Raw genomic sequence first — 18,729 nt, 5'->3', positions numbered from 1 at the left:
ATTTAGAAATAACCAAAGAAAGCAGGTGGGCCTATGATGCAACCTATATTCAGGGTCATATTGGTTATAGTCTCTTTGCTGACTATGTCTTTTATGATGAGGAAAATACGCCAGGCAAAGGTACAGATTGAAGCCGCCATGTTCTGGGTCATTGTGGCCCTGATCCTGGTTGTGTTCTCCCTGTTCCCCGGCGTGGCTGATGCATGCGCCAGGCTCCTTGGAATCTATTCCACGCCTAATTTCCTGTTCCTGTTCATGATTTTCCTTCTCATGGTCAAAGTCTTTGGCATGACCCTCCAGGTGTCCCAGATGGAGAGTAAGCAGAAGGAACTGGTGCAGAAAATCGCCCTGGCCCAGAAGGAAAGGGAGGAACTGGAGCTTAAGATGCAGGAACTTCTTGGGAGCGAAGGGGCCGGGGAGGATGAGGATGGCAGGTAGGAAAGGTGGAAATGGCATGCCGTGCGGGGGGGATGAGCCGGGCGGAAAGGGCGTGCCGGACAGAACGGATGTGCTGGGGAAGAAGGCTGTGCCGAGCAGTGCGGATAAGCTGGAAAGGAAGGCTGTGCCGGGCATGACGGATAAGCCGGATAAGAAAGCTGTGCCGGGCAGTGCGGATAAGCTGGAAAGGAAGGCTGTGCCGGGCATGACGGATAAGCCGGATAAGAAAGCTGTGCCGGGCAGTGCGGATAAGCTGGAAAAGAAGGCTGTTCCGGGCATGACGGATAAGCTGGAAAAGAAGGCTGTGCCGGGCAGGACGGACGTGCCAGGAAAGAAGGCTGTGCGGGACAGGAAGGACATCCCGGTCAGGAAGCATATGCCAGACAGGAAGCGGCTGGCACTGTGGACTGGGTGCGGCATTGTGCTCCTTATTCTGGCCTCCTGGCATTTCCTGGATGTGCGGGCCGGGGTCCTGGAGACAGGGGACCGGTGGCTGTACGGCTGGTACGCTGCTGTATGCGTCTGGGCCGGGCTGACCGCGTCTGGCCTTGGATATGTTATTTTTGTCCGGGATAAGTGGAAAATGGAACAGATATTCGCAGCCGCCTCCCTGAGCCTGGGAATCCTGTTCCTGTTCATCCTCCCGCCGCTGTCCGCGCCGGACGAGGTGAGCCATTATATCAGCGCATACCAGCTGTCCAGCCATATGATGGGGCGGACGGCTAATGCAGCGGACGGACATGTGCTGACGCGGGTGCAGGATGCATTTATCGAGGACTTATATAATGTGATGGAAGATGACGGAAGCGGTTACCGTGATAAAGCGGGCAGTGAGGGCGGCGAAGACAGCGGTGCCGCAGCCCATCAGGCAGTTGTTCTCGGACAGGAACTGACAGAGGGGACCTACAGGACCATAAGGGAGCGGGGGCTTGGAAGCACCGGCGAAGAGGGGACTGCGGTTTCCTATCAGCCGCCTGTGAGGACAACCCCCCTTGCATATGTTCCCCAGGCCCTGGGTATCACCCTGGCGCGGGTCATGGGCCTTGGCGGTTTGGGGCTTCTCTATCTGGGAAGGCTGTTCAACCTTATGTTCTTTACAGCCATGGGATACCTTACCATCCGCAGGATGCCATTTGGAAAAGAAGTGGCGGCAGGGGTGTTCCTGCTTCCCATGACCCTGCACCTGGCGTCATCCTTTTCCTATGATGTGATGATTATCTCCCTTAGCAGTTATTTTGCTGCGGTCTGCCTGCACCTGGCCTATAAGGCGGAAAAGGTCCATATATGGGATGTGATCCAACTGGCCCTTGTCATGGGGGTGATGGGCCCCTGCAAGATGGTGTATGGGGTCATAGCTGGCTTCTGCCTGCTGATTCCGGTCCGCAAGTTTGGCGGGTGGGGGAAATGGGCCGCGTCCGCCGCAGCCGTGCTGGGCGCCTTTGGCGCCGCCATGGTGCTGGTGAACCGGCAGACCGTGGCCATGTATACGGAGGCGTCAGAGGGCTATATCTCCTGGGCTGAAGAGACAGGATATACATTTGCACAGCTGCTTCACAGCCCGCTTCTGGTCCTTAAGATGTGTTACAACACCCTGATGTGGCAGGGGGAGAAACTGTATTCCGGTATGCTGGGGGAATCCCTAGGCAACATGGACGCTGTGCTTAATACCCCGTATGTGGTCATATTGGGGCTTACCGCCATCCTGCTGATGCTTGCATTCAGGAAACCCGGCGAGAGCATTGTGATGAAAATGGGAAGCCGCATATGGATATGGTTCCTTTGCTTCCTTTGCCTTGGCGCCCTGATGTTTTCCATGCTGTTAGCCTGGACTCCGGTGACCTCCAATGTGATTAACGGTGTACAGGGGAGATATCTGCTGCCGCTGCTGCCCATGTTTTTACTCACGCTTAAGAATGACAAGGTGGTGCGGACGGATTGCGGGGACAGGCCGCTGCTGTATCTCATGATGGTGATGGATATGTATGTTGTCATCCGGATTTTCAGTATCGTGTGCCTGCGTGTGTCTTAGTGTCAAGATGGGCTGGAAAGTGGACAAGGTATTGCCATACAGTGGATAAAGTGATAAAATTGCCAGATGGATGTGGAAAACCCTGTGCTTTTAATGATGGATACCCGCCGTATGCGGACATCAGGCTCTGATGACTGCAAAACAGGGGCAGCGGTGCACCGGGGATATAAGATAAAAGGAGTAGATGACAATGGGAAAGATTAAAGTGACACCCTGTGATATCAAAGGGTTATATGTGATTGAGCCGACTGTGTTTAGGGATGAGAGAGGCTATTTTGTGGAAACCTACAACCAGAATGATTTCAGGGAAGCCGGCCTTGATATGGTATTTGTCCAGGACAACCAGTCCATGTCGGTTAAGGGCGTGTTAAGGGGCCTGCATTTCCAGAAACAGTATCCCCAGGGCAAGCTGGTCCGCGCGGTACGCGGAACCGTGTTCGATGTGGCGGTGGACCTGCGTTCTGATTCTGAGACTTATGGAAAATGGTTCGGCGTGGTCCTGTCCGCTGAGAATAAGAAGCAGTTCTATATTCCGGAAGGATTTGCCCACGGTTTCCTGGTGCTCTCAGATGAGGCGGAGTTCGCATACAAATGCACGGACTTCTATCATCCCGGCGATGAAGGCGGCCTTAAGTGGGATGACCCTGAAGTCGGGGTTGACTGGCCGGTATCAGATGGCATGGAGCTGATTATCTCAGAGAAGGACAGGAAGTGGGGCGGCCTCAAGGATACATTCAACAAATATTAGCAAGGATTCTCCCATCCTCTAAGGTGGTGAGATGAATTGCCAAAAACAAACTTAATGGCAGTGGTGGGCGGAGAGTAATCGGTATCCCCCACTGCCATGAGGTCAACCACGCATCTACGTAGGATGCAGTCGCACTTCGACAATATACCGAGCGTGGATTGAAACAACTGATACAGCGTCTGGTACTGTGTTGAGCAGATTCCTGTGAATCGATAGCAGGTGCCATATTCACGGGAATTTAAACAACGCCCTGGACACGCTTGTGGAGAAAAGGAAATCATATATGAATTATGTACTGTCTCTTGGTAAGGAGATTATTGAGAAGAGAAAGCTGATATGGGATTTGGGCAAGGCTGATTTCCGGAAACGGTTCGTGGGCTCTTATTTTGGGATCGTGTGGATGTTTATCCAGCCGATTGTGACCATTGCCATCTATGCAATCATCTTTGGACCTGCGGGTTTCAGGACGCCCCCGCCAGTGCCCGGGGCTTCCTATGTGGCCTGGCTGGTAGCGGGCATCGTGCCTTGGTTCTTCTACAGCGAGGTGCTGAATACGGTTACCAACTGTCTGCAGGAATATAGTTATCTTGTAAAAAAAGTGGTGTTTAAGGTGGAAATCCTTCCAATCATCAAGCTGATGAGCTGCCTCATGGTCCATGGCTTCTTTGTCCTCATCATGCTGGGGCTGTACCTTGTGACGGGAGTTGCGGTCAGGCTTACCTGGCTTCAGGCATTGTACTATACCTTTGCGGCATCCATGCTGGCCCTGGGAATCGGATTCTTTACCTCTGCGGTCAATGTGTTCTTCAAGGACATGGCACAGATTGTCTCCATCTGTATCCAGTTTGGGATCTGGATGACGCCCATCATGTATCATGAATCCATGTTTACGGACCGTATCCCCTGGATAGGCACTGTTTTAAAGCTGAATCCCTTTTACTATATTGCGGCAGGCTACAGGGACAGTATGCTGACCGGGAACTGGTTCTGGGAAAGGCCCACCCTGACCCTGTATTATTGGGGAGTCACCATTGTTGTATTCCTGGCGGGCCTGAAAATGTTCAAGCGCTTAAGGCCCCATTTCTCTGATGTGCTGTAAAGGAGCTGTTTCGGAGTGTGCCTGAGGCGGATTGTGGAAAGAAGGCTGGCATTGATATGATACGCAAAGTGGAAATCGGCTGGCGCCGCGGTGATGAGGAAGGGAATATACCGGTGGAGGTGCTGTATTCCAGACGCAGCACCCTGGGGCTTGAAATCAAGGCAGACGGGCGGGTCTGCGCCAGGATGCCGGGAGGAATCCCAAACCAGGCAGTGATGGATTTCATAAAAGAACGCCAGGACTGGATTGTGCAGAAATGGTTCCTTATGGAAGAAAAACGGCGCGCCAGGGATGAGAGGCCCCAGCCCGACTATGTGTCCCATCCGGAACTGGAAGCAGCTTACAGGAAAAAGGCCAGGATGCAGCTGGAAGCCAGGACGGCTTATTACGCAGGGCTGATGGGCGTGACCTATAACCGCATTGCCATCCGGGCAGCCAAGACCCGGTGGGGCAGCTGCAGCGCCCAGGGAAACCTGAATTTCCATTGGAAACTGATTCTCATGCCGCCTGAGGTACTGGATTATGTGGTGGTCCATGAACTGGCCCACAGGAAAGAGATGAACCACTCTGCCAGGTTCTGGGCAGAGGTGGAGCGGATCCTGCCGGATTATAAGAGGCGCAGGAAGTGGCTGAAGGATTACGGGACGCAGGTGTGAGGTTGATGATGCAGGTATCATGATTTGGGAATCTTGGAGTGGGAAACATGGTATGGGAAACATAGAGTGGAACATGGTATGGGAATCATGACAAGGAAAGCATAGAGTGAAAATCATGATATGGGAATCATAAAATCAGAATGACAGAATGAGAATGATGAAATATCAAGATAATCCCCAAAGCACTGGGAACAACATGGTGCCTGGGGATTTTTTATTGCCTGTGTGGCTGTTTTGGCCGTCATAAGATGGCAGATTGTTTCATAGGCAGACTACGAAAACCCGCATGAAATGGGCGCTTTCTCAAATCCTACGAATAAAGCGGAATAATCTGTAACAGCATGGTTTTGTAAAGTTGGGCACCATTTGGGCACCACGAAATACAAAATCAGCAAGCCATTGTCCGGCCAGCTGACGTGCATGGTTTACAACACTTTCCCTAAAACCGCAAGAGGCGGGACGGCCTTTGCGGGCGGGGGCGGGCAGGGGGGACACACACGCGGATGGGGCCGCAGGAAGGGAGCGCCGCTAAAGGGAACGGCGTCACGCTTTAGGCCAGAAAAAAGCCTTGCAGAATGAGACTTTGCGGACGCCAAACCGGGAGGGCCTGATTTAGGCAGCCTGGCTAAATTCCTTACCCCTTTTTAATTGGATGCCTTATTACTGTTTTCCATTTTTCGGGTGCAACCTTTCGTGGGTCAGATATATAAATCTCATGGTGCAATCGTTCCATGTCCATATCATTTTCATACCCATTCTCGGCTAAAAACCGGTCCATAATTGCAACAGTCCCAGGTTCATCATCAAATGCTCCCATGTGCATGATCTGGACACACATGCCCTCATCGACAGTAAGTAATTCTGCGGATGAGCAATCCAGCTTTTTCTTTTTGGCCGCAACCTCTTTCGCCCACTCAAAATCTTTTTCTTTCACAAAATCTGGTAGACGGATTACAGAAATCCAGTTAAATGCCGATTTATCAGAATAATCCACACCACTCACACCATCTTGCCACCAAAAACCTTCTAACGGAGGAACAACATATTCAAAAAATCCCTCCATTTGATAATCGCTCTTGTAACTCATCTTTATTGTGTACGCCACCGCGTATAATACGCTGATTGCCTGTTGATATGCTCCTCCTTCTTCATTGGGATTGCCGCTGCCTCGTACTGCAATATAATTTGCCTTTGGTACAGTTACAATCTCAGGTTTATTCTTGGGCATATAAAACTCTTTCATTTCCTTCTTAAAATCAAATGCCATAATAGTATCCTCCTTGTTAATGCTTGATTTGTTGAGTACGTCTTCTCCAACAAAGGCGGCCAGACCTAACTTAGCTTTTTCCATTCCAGAGCGTGTTTGAAAATTGCTTTCCGTCGGCTGTGCGTCCCACTTCCAAGAGTAATATAAAACGGTTACCCGCCAATCATTACGCCGGTATTACCGTACAATGTAAGACGGAGCAGACCGCAGATGATCAGATGGAGCGGATAATAAACATAGAAAAACCATCTCATACCTTTCCAGGTCCCCTGCTCTCCATTATACATATTTAGCAGGGGAATGGTGAGCACCACAAACAGTTGCAGGACACCATAGATGGGATTTATAAAAACAGCATAAACAGCAGCATATGCCGATACCCACAGCATCATCATCGTCATTTGCTTTTTGAAGTTTCCGCGGTTCCTTCCAATTTGTACAATCGCCAATACTGCGATACAGCTCCAGTCTGCACAAAATGTAATCACTGTAATCCCTAAAATGAGGACTGTCTTCTGCCACGGCTTAAACCTTTTATTGTCATTTATAGCTAACGCCATCAGTCCCCAGGCCAAAGACCAGATGACACTTGTTTGATTAAACACTGAGGTTTGGAATGGTACAAAAGGAATACCAAATGCAAAATTATAAGCAAAATGCGAGATGACTGCGAAAGCAAACAACCGGATGGCGTATCGTTTGATATCGTGTGTATGGTAATAGCCTTCCCCTATAAAATACCAAAAGACGGGCGCTGCCAACCGGCCAATGATATGCAGGGTGATGATCCGCCAATCCGTTGGATAGTCTGGATAAAGCACACTTGTTAAATGGTCGATGGTCATGGCAATTATAGCAATCATCTTTAGCTGGTTGCCAGTTAGCAGTTTTTGCTTCATTATTTTTCTCCTATCCGCCAAAGGTAACAAATACAACCTGACTTTTTCCATTCTAATATCAGCGAGTGGAAATGTCAAACAATCCATTCCGTTTCATGACCTCATGTGACTGACCATAATTGCATTTCCCGGTTTCCTGAATTACCCCTTGTCATCCGCCCTTTTTAGATGTATGATTACTTTTAGAAAAGAGTTTATGAAAGTGGGCTGACCTATTATGAAGATAAATGAGAAAGCAATGGAAAAGAAACGTCAGAACAAGGCAAGGATTGCCAGCCATATCCTGCACAGAAAGCAGATATCCAAGCCGGAGCTGGCCGTTGAACTGGGACTCAGCATGCCCACCGTGCTTCAGAATGTGAAGGAACTCCAGGAAGCCGGAATCGTGGAGGAGGTGGGGGAATATGAATCCACGGGAGGACGCAAGGCCAAGGCATTGTCTGTCGTGAGGAATATAAGGTATGCGGCCGGGGTTGATATCACGGCCAACCATGTAAGTTTTGTAATCATTGACCTTAAGGGGGATGCGGTGCACAGCGCCAGGGTCCGCAGGCGGTTTGAGAACACGGCGGAATATTATGAGGGCCTGGCAGCGGAACTGGAGCAGTTCCTGGATGCAGGCCGGGTGGACAAAGAGAAGATACTGGGAGTGGGCATTTCCCTGCCGGGCATCATAGACAAGGAAAACAGCCGTCTGATACGCTCCCATATCCTTCAGGTCAGCGACATCAACCTGGAGGTCCTGAGCCGGCTGATTCCTTATCCGGTACATTTTGAAAATGATGCAAACAGCGCAGCGGTTGCGGAGCTTCAGGGCACGGACAGGAATGCGGTTTATCTTTCCCTCAGCAACACGGTGGGCGGTTCCATCTATCTGGACAATGATATTTACGGCGGGGACCATTTCCGCAGCGCGGAGTTTGGGCACATGATCATATATCCGGAGGGCAAGCCGTGTTACTGCGGGAAGCGGGGATGCGCGGATCCTTACTGTTCCGCCAGGGTATTGTCCTCCTTTGTGGGGGAGGATGGAGGCCTGGCTGAGTTTTTCCAGCTTGTAAAGGAGAAGGACAGGGATGCCATGGCGGTCTGGGACACATACCTTGAGGACCTGTCCATTGTGATTACCAACCTCAGGATGTGTTTTGACTGCGACATCGTGCTGGGCGGATATGTGGGCGGTTATCTAAGGCCTTATATGTCACAGCTGGGCAGGAAGGTGATGGTTCATAATAAGTTTGATAATGATACCCTTTATCTGAGGAACTGCAGTTATGAAAAAGAGGCGTCTGCGGTGGGAATCGCCATGACATTCATGGATGAGTATTTTCGGACAATGATATAGGACGGATATGGGATGCGGTTCCTGGTAAGGCACAGGGACCGCATTCTCTGTATGGGTTCCATGTGTTCTGTGCAGACTGCACAAAAGGACGGCGGAAAAATCATCATGTTGATGAAAATGCAATTGGTATATTGACAAAAGTATGTTCCAGTGCAATAATGTAATTACTTTAATAAAACATTTTATAAAAGATTATATAGAAAAGAAAAAGGAGAGATGGGATATGTTACAGCAGGTAATGACAGCGCCAGGTAAAATTGAGTTTCGTGAGGTTCCGGTACCGGAAATCAGTGAGGGGGAAGTGCTTATAAAGATTATGAAGATAGGAATTTGCGGTTCTGATATCCATGTGTACCATGGGGAACACCCATTTACAAGCTATCCTGTAACCCAGGGACATGAGGTTTCAGGCGAGGTGGTGAAGGTTGGCCGGGCAGTGGCCGGGTTAGTGCCGGGGCAGAAGGTGACAATCCAGCCACAGGTGGTGTGCGGCGAATGCTACCCATGCCGCCATGGCAAATACAATCTGTGCGAGGAACTGAAGGTGATGGGCTTCCAGACCACGGGTGTGGCTTCCCACTATTTTGCCGTGGATGCCGCAAAGGTTACCCTGCTTCCCGAGGACATGAGCTATGACGAGGGGGCCATGATTGAACCTCTGGCAGTTGCGGTCCATGCCGTGAAGCAGGCCGGGGATGTGAAGGGCGCAAGGATTGCAGTGCTGGGAGCAGGACCCATCGGGATACTGGTGGCACAGACGGCAAAGGGCCTGGGAGCGGAACAGGTGATGATTACGGATGTCAGCGACCTGCGCCTTGAAAAAGCAAAGGAGTGCGGCGTGGATTTCTGCGTGAACACCAGGGATAAGGACTTCGGGGAGGCCATGACAGAGAACTTCGGGCCGGATAAAGCGGACGTCATCTATGACTGTGCAGGCAACAACATTACCATGGGCCAGGCAATCAAGTATGCCCGCAAGGGAAGCACCATTATCCTGGTTGCAGTGTTCGCAGGCCTGGGGCAGATTGATCTGGCCGTGCTCAATGACCATGAACTGGACCTGAATACCAGTATGATGTACCGGAACGAGGATTATCTGGATGCAATCCGCCTTGTGAATGAGAAAAAGGTGGCCCTGTCCCCCCTTATCTCCAAACATTTTGCGTTTAAGGATTATCTGAAGGCATACCAGTACATAGATGGGAACAGGGAAAGCACCATGAAAGTAATTATCAACGTGCAGGAGTAGATATAAGGAGATGTGGGGATATGACGGAGATGGCGTTAAGATGTAAAATGAAACGGGCCGGACGGAATATGGAGACAGGTGTGGATGCAGGCAGCGGTGCGGCTGTAGGATGCGGTACGGCTGCAGGCAGCGGTGCGGCTGCAGGAACCGGTGTGAAAGCGGACACGGACGTTAAAGTATCCCTAATCAGCAAGATTGCGTATGGCATGGGGGATGTGGGCTGTAATTTCAGCTGGATGTTTGTGGGGAATTTCCTGATGATTTTTTACACCGATGTGTTTGGAATCAGTATGGGGGCTGTGGCGGGACTGATGCTTTTCTCAAGGTTCTGGGACGCTGTGAATGACCCCATCATCGGAAGCCTGACCGACAGGACCCATTCCAGATGGGGGAGATACAGGCCATGGCTTCTGGCGGCCGCGCCCCTGACGGCCATTGTGCTGATACTGACCTTCTGGGCACATCCGGGTTGGAACAGTACGGCCAAGGTTGTTTACATGGCCATTACATACTGTATCCTGGTTCTGGGTTACACCTGCGTCAACATCCCGTACGGGACCCTGTGCGGGGCCATGACCCAGAACATAGAGGAACGTGCGCAGATTAACACCTTCCGGTCCGTGGCAGCCATGATTGCCATCGGTATCATCAATATCATAACCGTGCCATTGATTGAAACGCTGGGCGCTGGCAGCGACAGAAGGGGATATCTCCTGATAGCCGTGATTTACGGAGGTATCTTTGCTTTGTGCCATATTTTCTGTTTCGCAAAGACAAAGGAAGTGGTGGCCGTACCTGAGCGGAAGAAGATTTCCCTGAAGGAACAGCTTGGGGCCGTATCTAAGAACCGTCCCTATATCCTGGCCCTGGCAGGCCAGCTGCTGTTCGGGTTCACGCTTTATGGAAGGAATGCGGATGCGCTGTATTATTTCACCTATGTGGAGGGCAACAAGGCATTCTTTACCGTATATTCCATGTGCATCATAATCCCTTCCATTATTGGGGCAGCCTGTTTCCCCATGCTGTTCCACTGGACCAACAACAAGGGAAGGGCGGCATCCATTTTTGCATTCCTGACCGGTATGTCCATGATGGGGCTGGGGATGTTTACGGTAAAGGAATCCCCGGTTCTGTTTTACGGGGTATCGGCCTTGACCCAGTTTTTCTTTTCAGGGTTTAACACAGCCATCTATGCCATCATCCCGGATTGTGTGGAATATGGGGAGTGGAAGACAGGACTGCGCAACGATGGATTCCAGTATGCCTTTATATCACTTGGCAACAAGATGGGCATGGCTCTTGGCACCTCGCTTCTGGCCATGGTCCTGGGGATGTGCGGATATGTGGCCGGGGGACGGCAGAACCCTGCCGTTCTGGCAGTGATTAAGCATTCATTTACCACCATACCGGGCCTGTTCTGGGTCATCACTGGTATTGTGCTTTTCTTCTACCGTCTGAACCGCAGGCGCTACAACGAGATTATGAAGGAAATGTATGAAGGAGGAACCTGATTGTGATGGAAAATCAGAAAGATTATGACGTAACTGCCCTTGGGGAGCTTTTAATAGATTTCACACCTGCCGGAACCAGTGCCCAGGGCAATCCCGTCCTGGAGCAGAATCCGGGAGGCGCGCCGTGTAATGTGCTGGCCATGCTGGCAAGATTCGGCAGGAACACAGGATTCATCGGTAAGATTGGAAATGATATCCATGGGAGGTTCCTGAGCAGGGCTGTCCGGGATGCGGGAATCGGGATCCAGGGACTTGTGATGTCGGATGAGGTACACACAACACTTGCATTTGTCAGCATTGATGAGTCGGGGGACAGGAACTTTTCTTTTTACCGCAATCCGGGCGCTGATATGGCCTTGACCGAGGAAGAGGTGGACCTGGACATGATCCGCCGTTCCAGGATATTCCACTTCGGCACCCTGTCCATGACCCATGAAGGGGTAAGGAAGGCCACCAGAAGGGCAGCTGCATGTGCAAAGGAAAGCGGATGCCTGATTTCCTTTGACCCCAATCTGCGGCCGCCCTTATGGGAGGACATGGAGGAGGCAAGAAGGCAGATGCTCTATGGTGCATCCCTATGCCATGTCCTGAAGATTGAGGATGAGGAACTGCGTTTCATGACCCGGATAGAGGATGAGAAACAGGCAGTGGGCCATCTGCAGGCCGTTTACGGCATTCCCCTGATCCTTGTGACGGCAGGGGCTGCCGGGAGTACGGCATACTGGGCGGAGGAATCCCTGAAGGCAGAGGCATTCCTTACAGACAGGACCATTGACACCACTGGGGCAGGGGACACCTTTTGCGGATGCTGCCTGAACTATCTTCTGGACCATCCGGTGGATTCCCTGGACCGGGACAGTGTAAGGGAAATGCTGACAATGGCTTCAGCCGCTGCATCCATTGTTACCACCAGGAAAGGGGCGCTTAAGTCCATGCCGGAACCGGGGGAGATTGAGGCAGTGGTGGGACGGAATAAGGTTGAATAAAGATTAGGGATGCCCAGGATTATCATCATCCGCTGTGTGATGATAACCCTGGGCATCCTTTTAAAGTGCGAATATATCCCATACCATTTTGGGAAGGAATGGACTGTGAATATTAAGTTCCTGGTAATGGAATATTCAGCAAATAATAAGATATGGAAGCTTCCGGTCTGTTATAATCAGTGTATTCCATAAAGTGATCATGATGGGAGGAGAGCGTTTATGAAAAAAGGTTACAGGCGTTTTGGGGTGGTATGGATTACCGTATTTTTCCTGATATGTATATCCGGCTGCGGACAGAAGACAGCGGCTGCTGGGAATCCGGGCAATGGGGCAGGAATGGACAGCGGCGCGGCATCAGCGGGGGAATCAGCGGCAGGGGATGACAGGATGGGGGGCAGCGATGGGACATCGGCAGGGCCTGACGGGATGGGCGGCGGCGATGGGATATCGGCAGGGCCTGACGGGATGGGTAGCGGCGATGGAACATCAGCAGAGGATGACAGCGACGGATTAAAGCCGGGACAGGCGCCTGCGGATACCGAAGGGCTGTCCGGGGATACCAGGACGGAACGTTTTGAGATTCTGGATGTGGATGATAAAAGTATGCTGGTCTGCGGTGCAGGCGCCAATGACATGAGCGGACTGTTCCGGGTTGGACACGGTCCTGTCCTGGAAAATGCAGATGGAAAGCCTGCCCTGATATCGGAACTGAAATCCGGCATGATAGTGGAACTGAGCTGGGAAGGTTATGTACTGGAAAGTTATCCAGGGCAGTTCGGTTACCAGAAACTCAGGATAACAGAGGATATGGGAAGCAGGGAACTGGAGTTTTATAAACAGCTGATAAAGAATTTGGCGGAAGTTGACCCTGGACTGAACGACGGGATTACCCAAAGCTATTTTGACCTGACCATGGTGGGTTCCCTGTCTGATGCGGAGAAAGAGGGCCTGGCTTATATGGGCGGAACAAGCTTTGGCGCCTGGGGCGAGCTTGCTACGGAGAAGGACCTGGTGGAGAGCGGGGCACTTGACCCTCAGAAGGGACTGGAGCATGGAATCCTTGTTACCATAGAGGAGACATCCAACAGCGGCAGCCAGCTGACATGCAGCGCAAGAAAATACAGGAGCGGAACCGGGGCCTACTATTTTTCGGATGTAACAGCCACTTATAAGGACGGCGCGTGGACATATAAAATTGGCGCTGAGATGATAAGCTGAAATAAGGGGGCCGGGCCAATATAACAGGCCGGTTGTATAAGAGGGGACAGTAGGCTGGAACACGGTATGACTGACACGAAGAACTATGGAAACGAAGAACTATGGAAACGAAGAACTATGGAAACGAAGTACATACGGACACGAGGTACATACGGACATAAAGTACATATGGACACAAAGTACATACGGACACACGAAGGAGAGGAAACATGAACCTGAGACAGATCCATCATGTTGCAATCATTGTATCAGATTATAAGAAGTCGAGGAAATTCTATGTTGAGACACTGGGATTTCAAATCATAAGGGAAAATTACAGGCCCTCCAGAGGGGATTACAAACTGGACCTGGAACTGGATGGATGCGAACTGGAACTATTTTCGGCCAGCGGCAATCCGCCCAGGCCAAGTTATCCCGAAGCCTGCGGCCTGAGACATCTGGCATTCAGGGTGGATGACATGGATGCCGTCATAGCGGAACTGAGGGAAAAGGGGATTGAGACAGAACCCGTGCGGGTGGATGAATTTACAGGAAAGCGGATGACATTCTTCCATGACCCGGACGGCCTGCCGCTGGAACTGCATGAGTAAAAAATGCTTGTAGTTCTGCATATCACAGTACCGTCTGTCATGGCACTATCAACACGGCGCCATACCCTGGCGCCATGTATCGCGATATATGTATCCCAATATCATGTATCCCAATACCATGCATCCCGATATCATGTATCCCGGCAAGGCACCGGTGACCTGGGCCATTCATGGTAAAAGGCAGTAAACAGGTTCCACACCGGCAGCAGGTACAGATAGAATGCATATAGCATACACGCCATGGGCGCTCCGATGGTTGCCACGGGGACAGCGCCTGCGATTCCCCATGGAACCAGGGCTGCAAGGACAATCACCGTATTTTCAAGAGCCAGGGCCAGGTTTTCCTTGCTGGGATATAATGTGTCGCACATCTGGCAGGTGAGGATGGTTGCCAGGCTCTGGTTGCAGCTTACGGCGCAGGAGAGCACGGAGGTCAGGACCACGGTGCCAAAGGGAGTGAGCACCCTGGCAGAGCGCTGGAGGGCTGACTTTACCCCGGCCAGCAGGCGGGTGTGCGAGAAGATGCCGGAGTAGGAAGAGGATATCAGGACAATGATTCCCACTTTTACCATGGAAGCAATCCCTCCGCCGTTTAGGAGGGAAGCAAGACGTGGATCCCCATCTGCGCGATAGCCGGTCCAAAGACTTTTTAACAGCTCCAGCGGCGCTGTCCCCTGCAAAACAAGGGCTGCCACCGCTGCCGCGGCAATGCTGGCGCCCATGGCGTATTTGACATCCACATGAAGAAGGGCCAGAAGGAGAATCAAAAGCGCGGGCGCCGCAGTAGCCAGATGCAGGGAGAAGTTGTCCTGAAACAGGGACAGCAGGCTTAAGTCCACCCTGGCCCCACCGTCGCGGCCTGCCAGTACCACATAAAGGATGCAGCTGGCAGCCATGGGGATGAGGCAGGTCCTGAACATATGCTTTATATTAATATAGATATCAGTCCTGGTCAGGGTACACACCAGCTGGGCGCTGGTGGACATGGGGGAGCAGCGGTCGCCGAAAAAGCTGCCGGAGAGAATGGCTCCCCCTGTAAGGGCGGGATTCAGACCCGCTGCATTGGATATGAGCATGCAGATGACCCCCATGGTGCTGGCGGTACCAAAGGAGGTGCCTGTGAGGAAGGACATCATGGAGCACAGCAGAAACGTGCACAATACAAAGTACCGCGGATTGATAAGCCCTATGGCATGATACAGGATGAATGGTATGGTCCCGCAGGTGCGCCATATGGATGTAAGGGAACCGATAAGCAGGAAAATGAAAAGGATGTTCTTCACCTTCCCCATCCCCTCTATGAGCATGCCGCAGGTCGCCTTGACAGAATACCCCTTTAACAAAGTGTAAACAGAAAAACAGGCCAGACCGAACACAAGGGCGTAAAGAATCTGGGCCCCTGTAAAAATGCACAGGCCAAGCCCGGCGAGAAAAAGTCCAAGAGTGATGATTTCCGCTGTCATAAGTAATCTCCCGTATATTTACATAATATGCTGGCGGCATCCCGGACCGGAAAATGAATCAGGAACCTGATCAGGAAGTGCCAAAAGCCGCAATAAGTCCCGCAGCCGCCTTACAGCCGTGGGACTTATTTGATTCTATAGCGGAAATAGATGAAAGTCAATGGGACATTTTACAGGACCCTCAGAACCAGCTGGCAGGCAGTCTCGGCCACTCCGGACAAAACCATGACAAGGATTGGACTCATCTTAAACCGTACCAGTAAAATCAATGCGCCTGCAAAGATGCATACGGAACGCAGGTTCAACGCGCTGATGCTGGGGGAGAAGCCTCCCAGGCCCCAGAAGGCCGTCACAAGGATGCTGACACCTGCGGCGCCTATCATGGCAACCACCGCCGGGCGCAGGGATTTCAGGACGCCCTGGATGATGCTTAAATCACGGTATTTTAGGTAAATGCGTGCCAGCAGGGTTACCAGGATGCAGGATGGAAGAACGCATCCCACCGTAGCGGCCAGGGCGCCGGGCGCCCCGGCAATGCGGGTGCCCACAAATGTGGCTGAATTAATGGCAATGGGCCCGGGGGTCATCTGGGATATGGTGACCAGGTCGGTAAATTCAGAAAGATTCAGCCAGTGGTGCAGGTCTACCACCTGATTCTGTATCAATGGCATTGCTGCGTATCCGCCTCCGAAGCTGAATGCGCCAATCTGGAGGAAGCTTAAAAATAACTGGAAATAAATCATGACGCCTGCACTCCTTTCTTTCTGGCCTTTTCACTGCGGATGGTCCGGGCCACGCCAATCAGGGCGCAGAACAGGATGATGAGGATTACATTTACCCCAAAGATATAATTGGCCGCAAAGGCTGCAATCATAATGCATACGGATATCCACTGCCTGTCTTTCACGATTCCGCTTCCCATCTCCCACACCACCTGGGCAATGACAGCTCCCACGCCGGCCTGCATTCCATTCAACATCCATCCGACCACCAGGTTGGAGCGGAAGGCGGCGTAAAACAGGGAGATGACAGAAAGAATCACAAAAGGCGGGATTACGGTAGCCAGCACCGAGGTGAGCACCCCGGCCATTCCGGCCAGTTTGTAACCAACCACAATGGCGCCGTTAACAGCAATGGCGCCTGGGGAGGACTGGGCGATTGCCACCAGGTCCAGCATTTCCTGCTCGTCAATCCAGTGATACTCATCCACAAACTTTTTTTTCATCAGGGTGACGATGACATATCCGCCGCCAAAGGTAAAGGTGCTGAGATACAGGGTAGAAATAAAAAGTTTACATAATAAAGCCCGGCTGCTGCCGGACCGTGTGTCCTTCTTAGCTTTAACATTAACAACCATGGAGAAATCTTCCTTTCTGGGAGCGCGCGGAGGGGAAAATGGAAAAATGGAAAGTTGGATTCCCCTTCCTGTTCCCTCTTACTATACAGCTTGCAAATACATATGTAAAATACTATAATTAAATAATAACTATAATAAAAATATTATATATATTTTGTATGGAAGTATTTATTATATAGAAGTATTTATTAATAGAAGCATTTATTAATAGAAGCATTTATTAAAGGAGGATTCCATGACACTGCGCCATTTAAGGATATTTGTTGCCGTGTGCGAAACGGGCAGCATGACAGCGGCGGCGTCCCAGCTGTTTATTGCCCAGCCCTCCATCAGCCTGGCGGTTTCAGAGATGGAAGAATATTATGGGGTAAAGCTGTTTGACCGGATTTCACGCAAGCTCTATCTGACGGAGAATGGACGGAGGGCCTTGCAGTATGCCAGGCATATCATTAATCTGCTGGATGAGATGGAACAGGGCATTAAGGACCTGGATACAGTAGGACAGCTGCGGGTGGGGACCAGTATTACCATTGGAACCTATCTGCTTCCGCATTATATCCGCCAGCTGAAGGAACGGTATCCCTCTGTTAAGGTAGAGGCATTTATCGGGAATTCAGGATGCATTGAACAGCAGATCCTGGATAATGAGATTGATATTGGGATTATAGAAGGGGTGGCCCACAGCAGTTATATATGCAGTGAAAGCTTTCCTGGGGACCGGCTGGCCTTTATCTGCGCCACGGACCACATATTCGCAGGTAAGACCTTAAATGAATTGGGGGAGATAAAAGGCCAGGATTTCATACTTAGGGAAAAGGGAAGTGCGGGCAGGGAGATTTTTGACGGCCTGACGGCATCACAGGAACTGGCCATCACCCCGATGTGGCAGAGCGCCAGCAACCAGGCCATCATCCATGGCGTAAAAGAGGGGCTGGGAATATCCATCCTCCCTTATTTCCTGGTGCAGGAAAGCCTGGAAAAGGGAGAGATGGCTGAGTTTAAGATAAAGGGTCTGACCCTGAACCGGAAGTTCTCGGTCATTTATCACAGGAATAAATTCCTTCCCAAAAGCGCGATGGCACTGATGAATCTGTGCAAAGGAAATGCATGAAGATAATGCATAATGATAATGTATAAGGAAAATGAATGGCGGGTTAACTCAAAAGCCCCCGTAGCTTCTGGCTGTCCTTTATGGTGACGGTACCTCTTCCGAGAGACACCAGGCCTTCCTTTTCAAAATATTTTAACATCCTGGACACTACTTCCCTGGCAGTGCCCAGGTTCTTGGCAATCTGTTCATGGGTGGTGGAAATGGTGCTGCTGTGGGATTTGACCTGTTCATCCGCCAGATATGCGGCCAGCCGCTTGTCAAAGCTGGAGAACAGAAGCTGCCCCATGGACCACATGACATCGGAGAAACGTTCCGCTGTCTGGCGGTAGATATAATTTTCCGCATGGATATTCTTCTCCATCAGCCTGTGGACACAGGCCGCGGTCGTGATGAGAAGTGTGGATTCCTCCATGGATTCTATGAATATATCAAACGTGATTTCCTGCATCATACAGGATGCGGACAAGGTGCACACTTCCTCCGTTCCAAGCCGGAACAGGGTGACCTCGCGTCCTTCCTCGGACTGGATATAGGTGCGTATCTGGCCTGTCAGTACCAGGATGACCCCAAGGCATTCCTCGGTGCGGCTGTGTATGAAGCTGACGGGGGAATAGCGGCGGATATGGGAGCAGGAAACCAGGTCGGTTTTCTGGCTGTTGTCCAGATAGTCCCAGAAGGGATAATTGTCCTCTAATGTTTTGGCAATATCATAGGAATCGTTACTCATGGCAGATGTTACTCCTTTTGCTTTGTATCAGTCATC

General features: G+C 51.1%; 18 protein-coding genes. 12 read left to right on the top strand and 6 right to left on the bottom strand.

All coding sequences use genetic code 11. The annotated features are described in order from the left end of the window. The first annotated feature begins 33 nt into the window (after positions 1-33). The 5 genes from MCJ35_RS20985 (at position 34) to MCJ35_RS20965 (ending at position 4,970) form a co-directional block, all read left to right on the top strand. A complete protein-coding gene (locus tag MCJ35_RS20985; RefSeq protein ID WP_008719971.1) occupies positions 34-438 on the top strand; it encodes a DUF2304 domain-containing protein in 405 nt (134 codons plus the stop codon). Positions 439-814: 376 nt separating this feature from the next. Continuing rightward, entirely contained in the window at positions 815-2,467 is a 1,653-nt protein-coding gene (locus tag MCJ35_RS20980; protein ID WP_051400650.1) for a DUF2142 domain-containing protein, read from the top strand. A gap of 190 nt (positions 2,468-2,657) precedes the next feature. Next, a complete protein-coding gene (rfbC, locus tag MCJ35_RS20975; protein ID WP_025485467.1) occupies positions 2,658-3,215 on the top strand; it encodes a dTDP-4-dehydrorhamnose 3,5-epimerase in 558 nt (185 codons plus the stop codon). A gap of 283 nt (positions 3,216-3,498) precedes the next feature. Further along, positions 3,499-4,314 carry an ABC transporter permease gene (locus MCJ35_RS20970; RefSeq protein WP_025485468.1) on the top strand — a complete coding sequence of 272 codons (816 nt, stop codon included), beginning with the start codon at positions 3,499-3,501 and terminating at the stop codon, positions 4,312-4,314. A gap of 56 nt (positions 4,315-4,370) precedes the next feature. Then, the gene (locus MCJ35_RS20965) at positions 4,371-4,970 is read left to right on the top strand and encodes a M48 family metallopeptidase (RefSeq protein WP_008719962.1); all 600 of its coding nucleotides are present in this window, start codon (positions 4,371-4,373) and stop codon (positions 4,968-4,970) included. 634 nt (positions 4,971-5,604) lie between these two features. Here MCJ35_RS20965 and MCJ35_RS20960 read toward each other — a convergent pair. Together MCJ35_RS20960 and MCJ35_RS20955 are read right to left on the bottom strand one after the other, a co-directional pair. After that, positions 5,605-6,237: a GyrI-like domain-containing protein gene (locus MCJ35_RS20960; protein ID WP_025485470.1), complete on the bottom strand. Its 633-nt coding sequence runs from the start codon at positions 6,235-6,237 to the stop codon at positions 5,605-5,607. Between the two features lie 152 nt (positions 6,238-6,389). Continuing rightward, positions 6,390-7,136, bottom strand: coding sequence for a TraX family protein (locus MCJ35_RS20955; RefSeq protein WP_025485471.1), 747 nt, complete (start codon positions 7,134-7,136; stop codon positions 6,390-6,392). 238 nt (positions 7,137-7,374) lie between these two features. On the opposite strand from MCJ35_RS20955, the gene MCJ35_RS20950 reads away from it, so the two are divergent. The 6 genes from MCJ35_RS20950 to gloA2 all read left to right on the top strand — a co-directional run bounded on the left by MCJ35_RS20950 (position 7,375) and on the right by gloA2 (position 14,035). Then, a complete protein-coding gene (locus MCJ35_RS20950; protein WP_488473304.1) occupies positions 7,375-8,481 on the top strand; it encodes an ROK family transcriptional regulator in 1,107 nt (368 codons plus the stop codon). Positions 8,482-8,704: 223 nt separating this feature from the next. Continuing rightward, on the top strand, positions 8,705-9,730 hold the full coding sequence (locus tag MCJ35_RS20945) for a zinc-dependent alcohol dehydrogenase (protein ID WP_025485474.1): 1,026 nt from the start codon (positions 8,705-8,707) through the stop codon (positions 9,728-9,730). Positions 9,731-9,750: 20 nt separating this feature from the next. Continuing rightward, entirely contained in the window at positions 9,751-11,241 is a 1,491-nt protein-coding gene (locus tag MCJ35_RS20940; RefSeq protein WP_275891642.1) for an MFS transporter, read from the top strand. A 5-nt stretch (positions 11,242-11,246) separates the two neighbouring features. Further along, the gene (locus tag MCJ35_RS20935; RefSeq protein ID WP_025485477.1) at positions 11,247-12,227 is read left to right on the top strand and encodes a carbohydrate kinase family protein; all 981 of its coding nucleotides are present in this window, start codon (positions 11,247-11,249) and stop codon (positions 12,225-12,227) included. Between the two features lie 219 nt (positions 12,228-12,446). After that, a complete protein-coding gene (locus MCJ35_RS20930; protein ID WP_240299640.1) occupies positions 12,447-13,445 on the top strand; it encodes a hypothetical protein in 999 nt (332 codons plus the stop codon). A 209-nt stretch (positions 13,446-13,654) separates the two neighbouring features. After that, entirely contained in the window at positions 13,655-14,035 is a 381-nt protein-coding gene (gene gloA2, locus MCJ35_RS20925; protein ID WP_025485481.1) for an SMU1112c/YaeR family gloxylase I-like metalloprotein, read from the top strand. Between the two features lie 131 nt (positions 14,036-14,166). On the opposite strand, the gene MCJ35_RS20920 is transcribed toward gloA2, so the two are convergent. The 3 genes from MCJ35_RS20920 to MCJ35_RS20910 form a co-directional block, all read right to left on the bottom strand. Next, positions 14,167-15,498 (bottom strand): Na+/H+ antiporter NhaC family protein, encoded by a 1,332-nt coding sequence (locus MCJ35_RS20920; RefSeq protein WP_025485482.1) that lies wholly within the window; start codon positions 15,496-15,498, stop codon positions 14,167-14,169. Between the two features lie 170 nt (positions 15,499-15,668). Next, entirely contained in the window at positions 15,669-16,241 is a 573-nt protein-coding gene (locus MCJ35_RS20915; RefSeq protein WP_025485484.1) for a chromate transporter, read from the bottom strand. Next, positions 16,238-16,855, bottom strand: a complete 618-nt coding sequence (locus tag MCJ35_RS20910) for a chromate transporter (RefSeq protein ID WP_025485485.1) — start codon at positions 16,853-16,855, stop codon at positions 16,238-16,240. The genes MCJ35_RS20915 and MCJ35_RS20910 overlap by 4 nt, the downstream gene beginning before the upstream one ends. Before the next feature lie 235 nt (positions 16,856-17,090). Between MCJ35_RS20910 and MCJ35_RS20905 the strand changes: the two genes are divergently transcribed. Continuing rightward, entirely contained in the window at positions 17,091-17,966 is an 876-nt protein-coding gene (locus tag MCJ35_RS20905; protein ID WP_240299639.1) for a LysR family transcriptional regulator, read from the top strand. A gap of 43 nt (positions 17,967-18,009) precedes the next feature. Here the strand turns inward: MCJ35_RS20905 and MCJ35_RS20900 are convergent, their stop codons facing one another. Beyond that, positions 18,010-18,693, bottom strand: a complete 684-nt coding sequence (locus tag MCJ35_RS20900; protein WP_025485486.1) for a Crp/Fnr family transcriptional regulator — start codon at positions 18,691-18,693, stop codon at positions 18,010-18,012. Positions 18,694-18,729: the final 36 nt, after the last annotated feature.

Source organism: Enterocloster sp. OA13, from assembly GCF_022440595.1.
Taxonomy (GTDB): Bacteria; Bacillota; Clostridia; order Lachnospirales; family Lachnospiraceae; genus Enterocloster; species Enterocloster hominis.
Note: the sequence above shows the minus strand (reverse complement) of the source record. Positions and strands in the feature narration are given on the sequence as shown.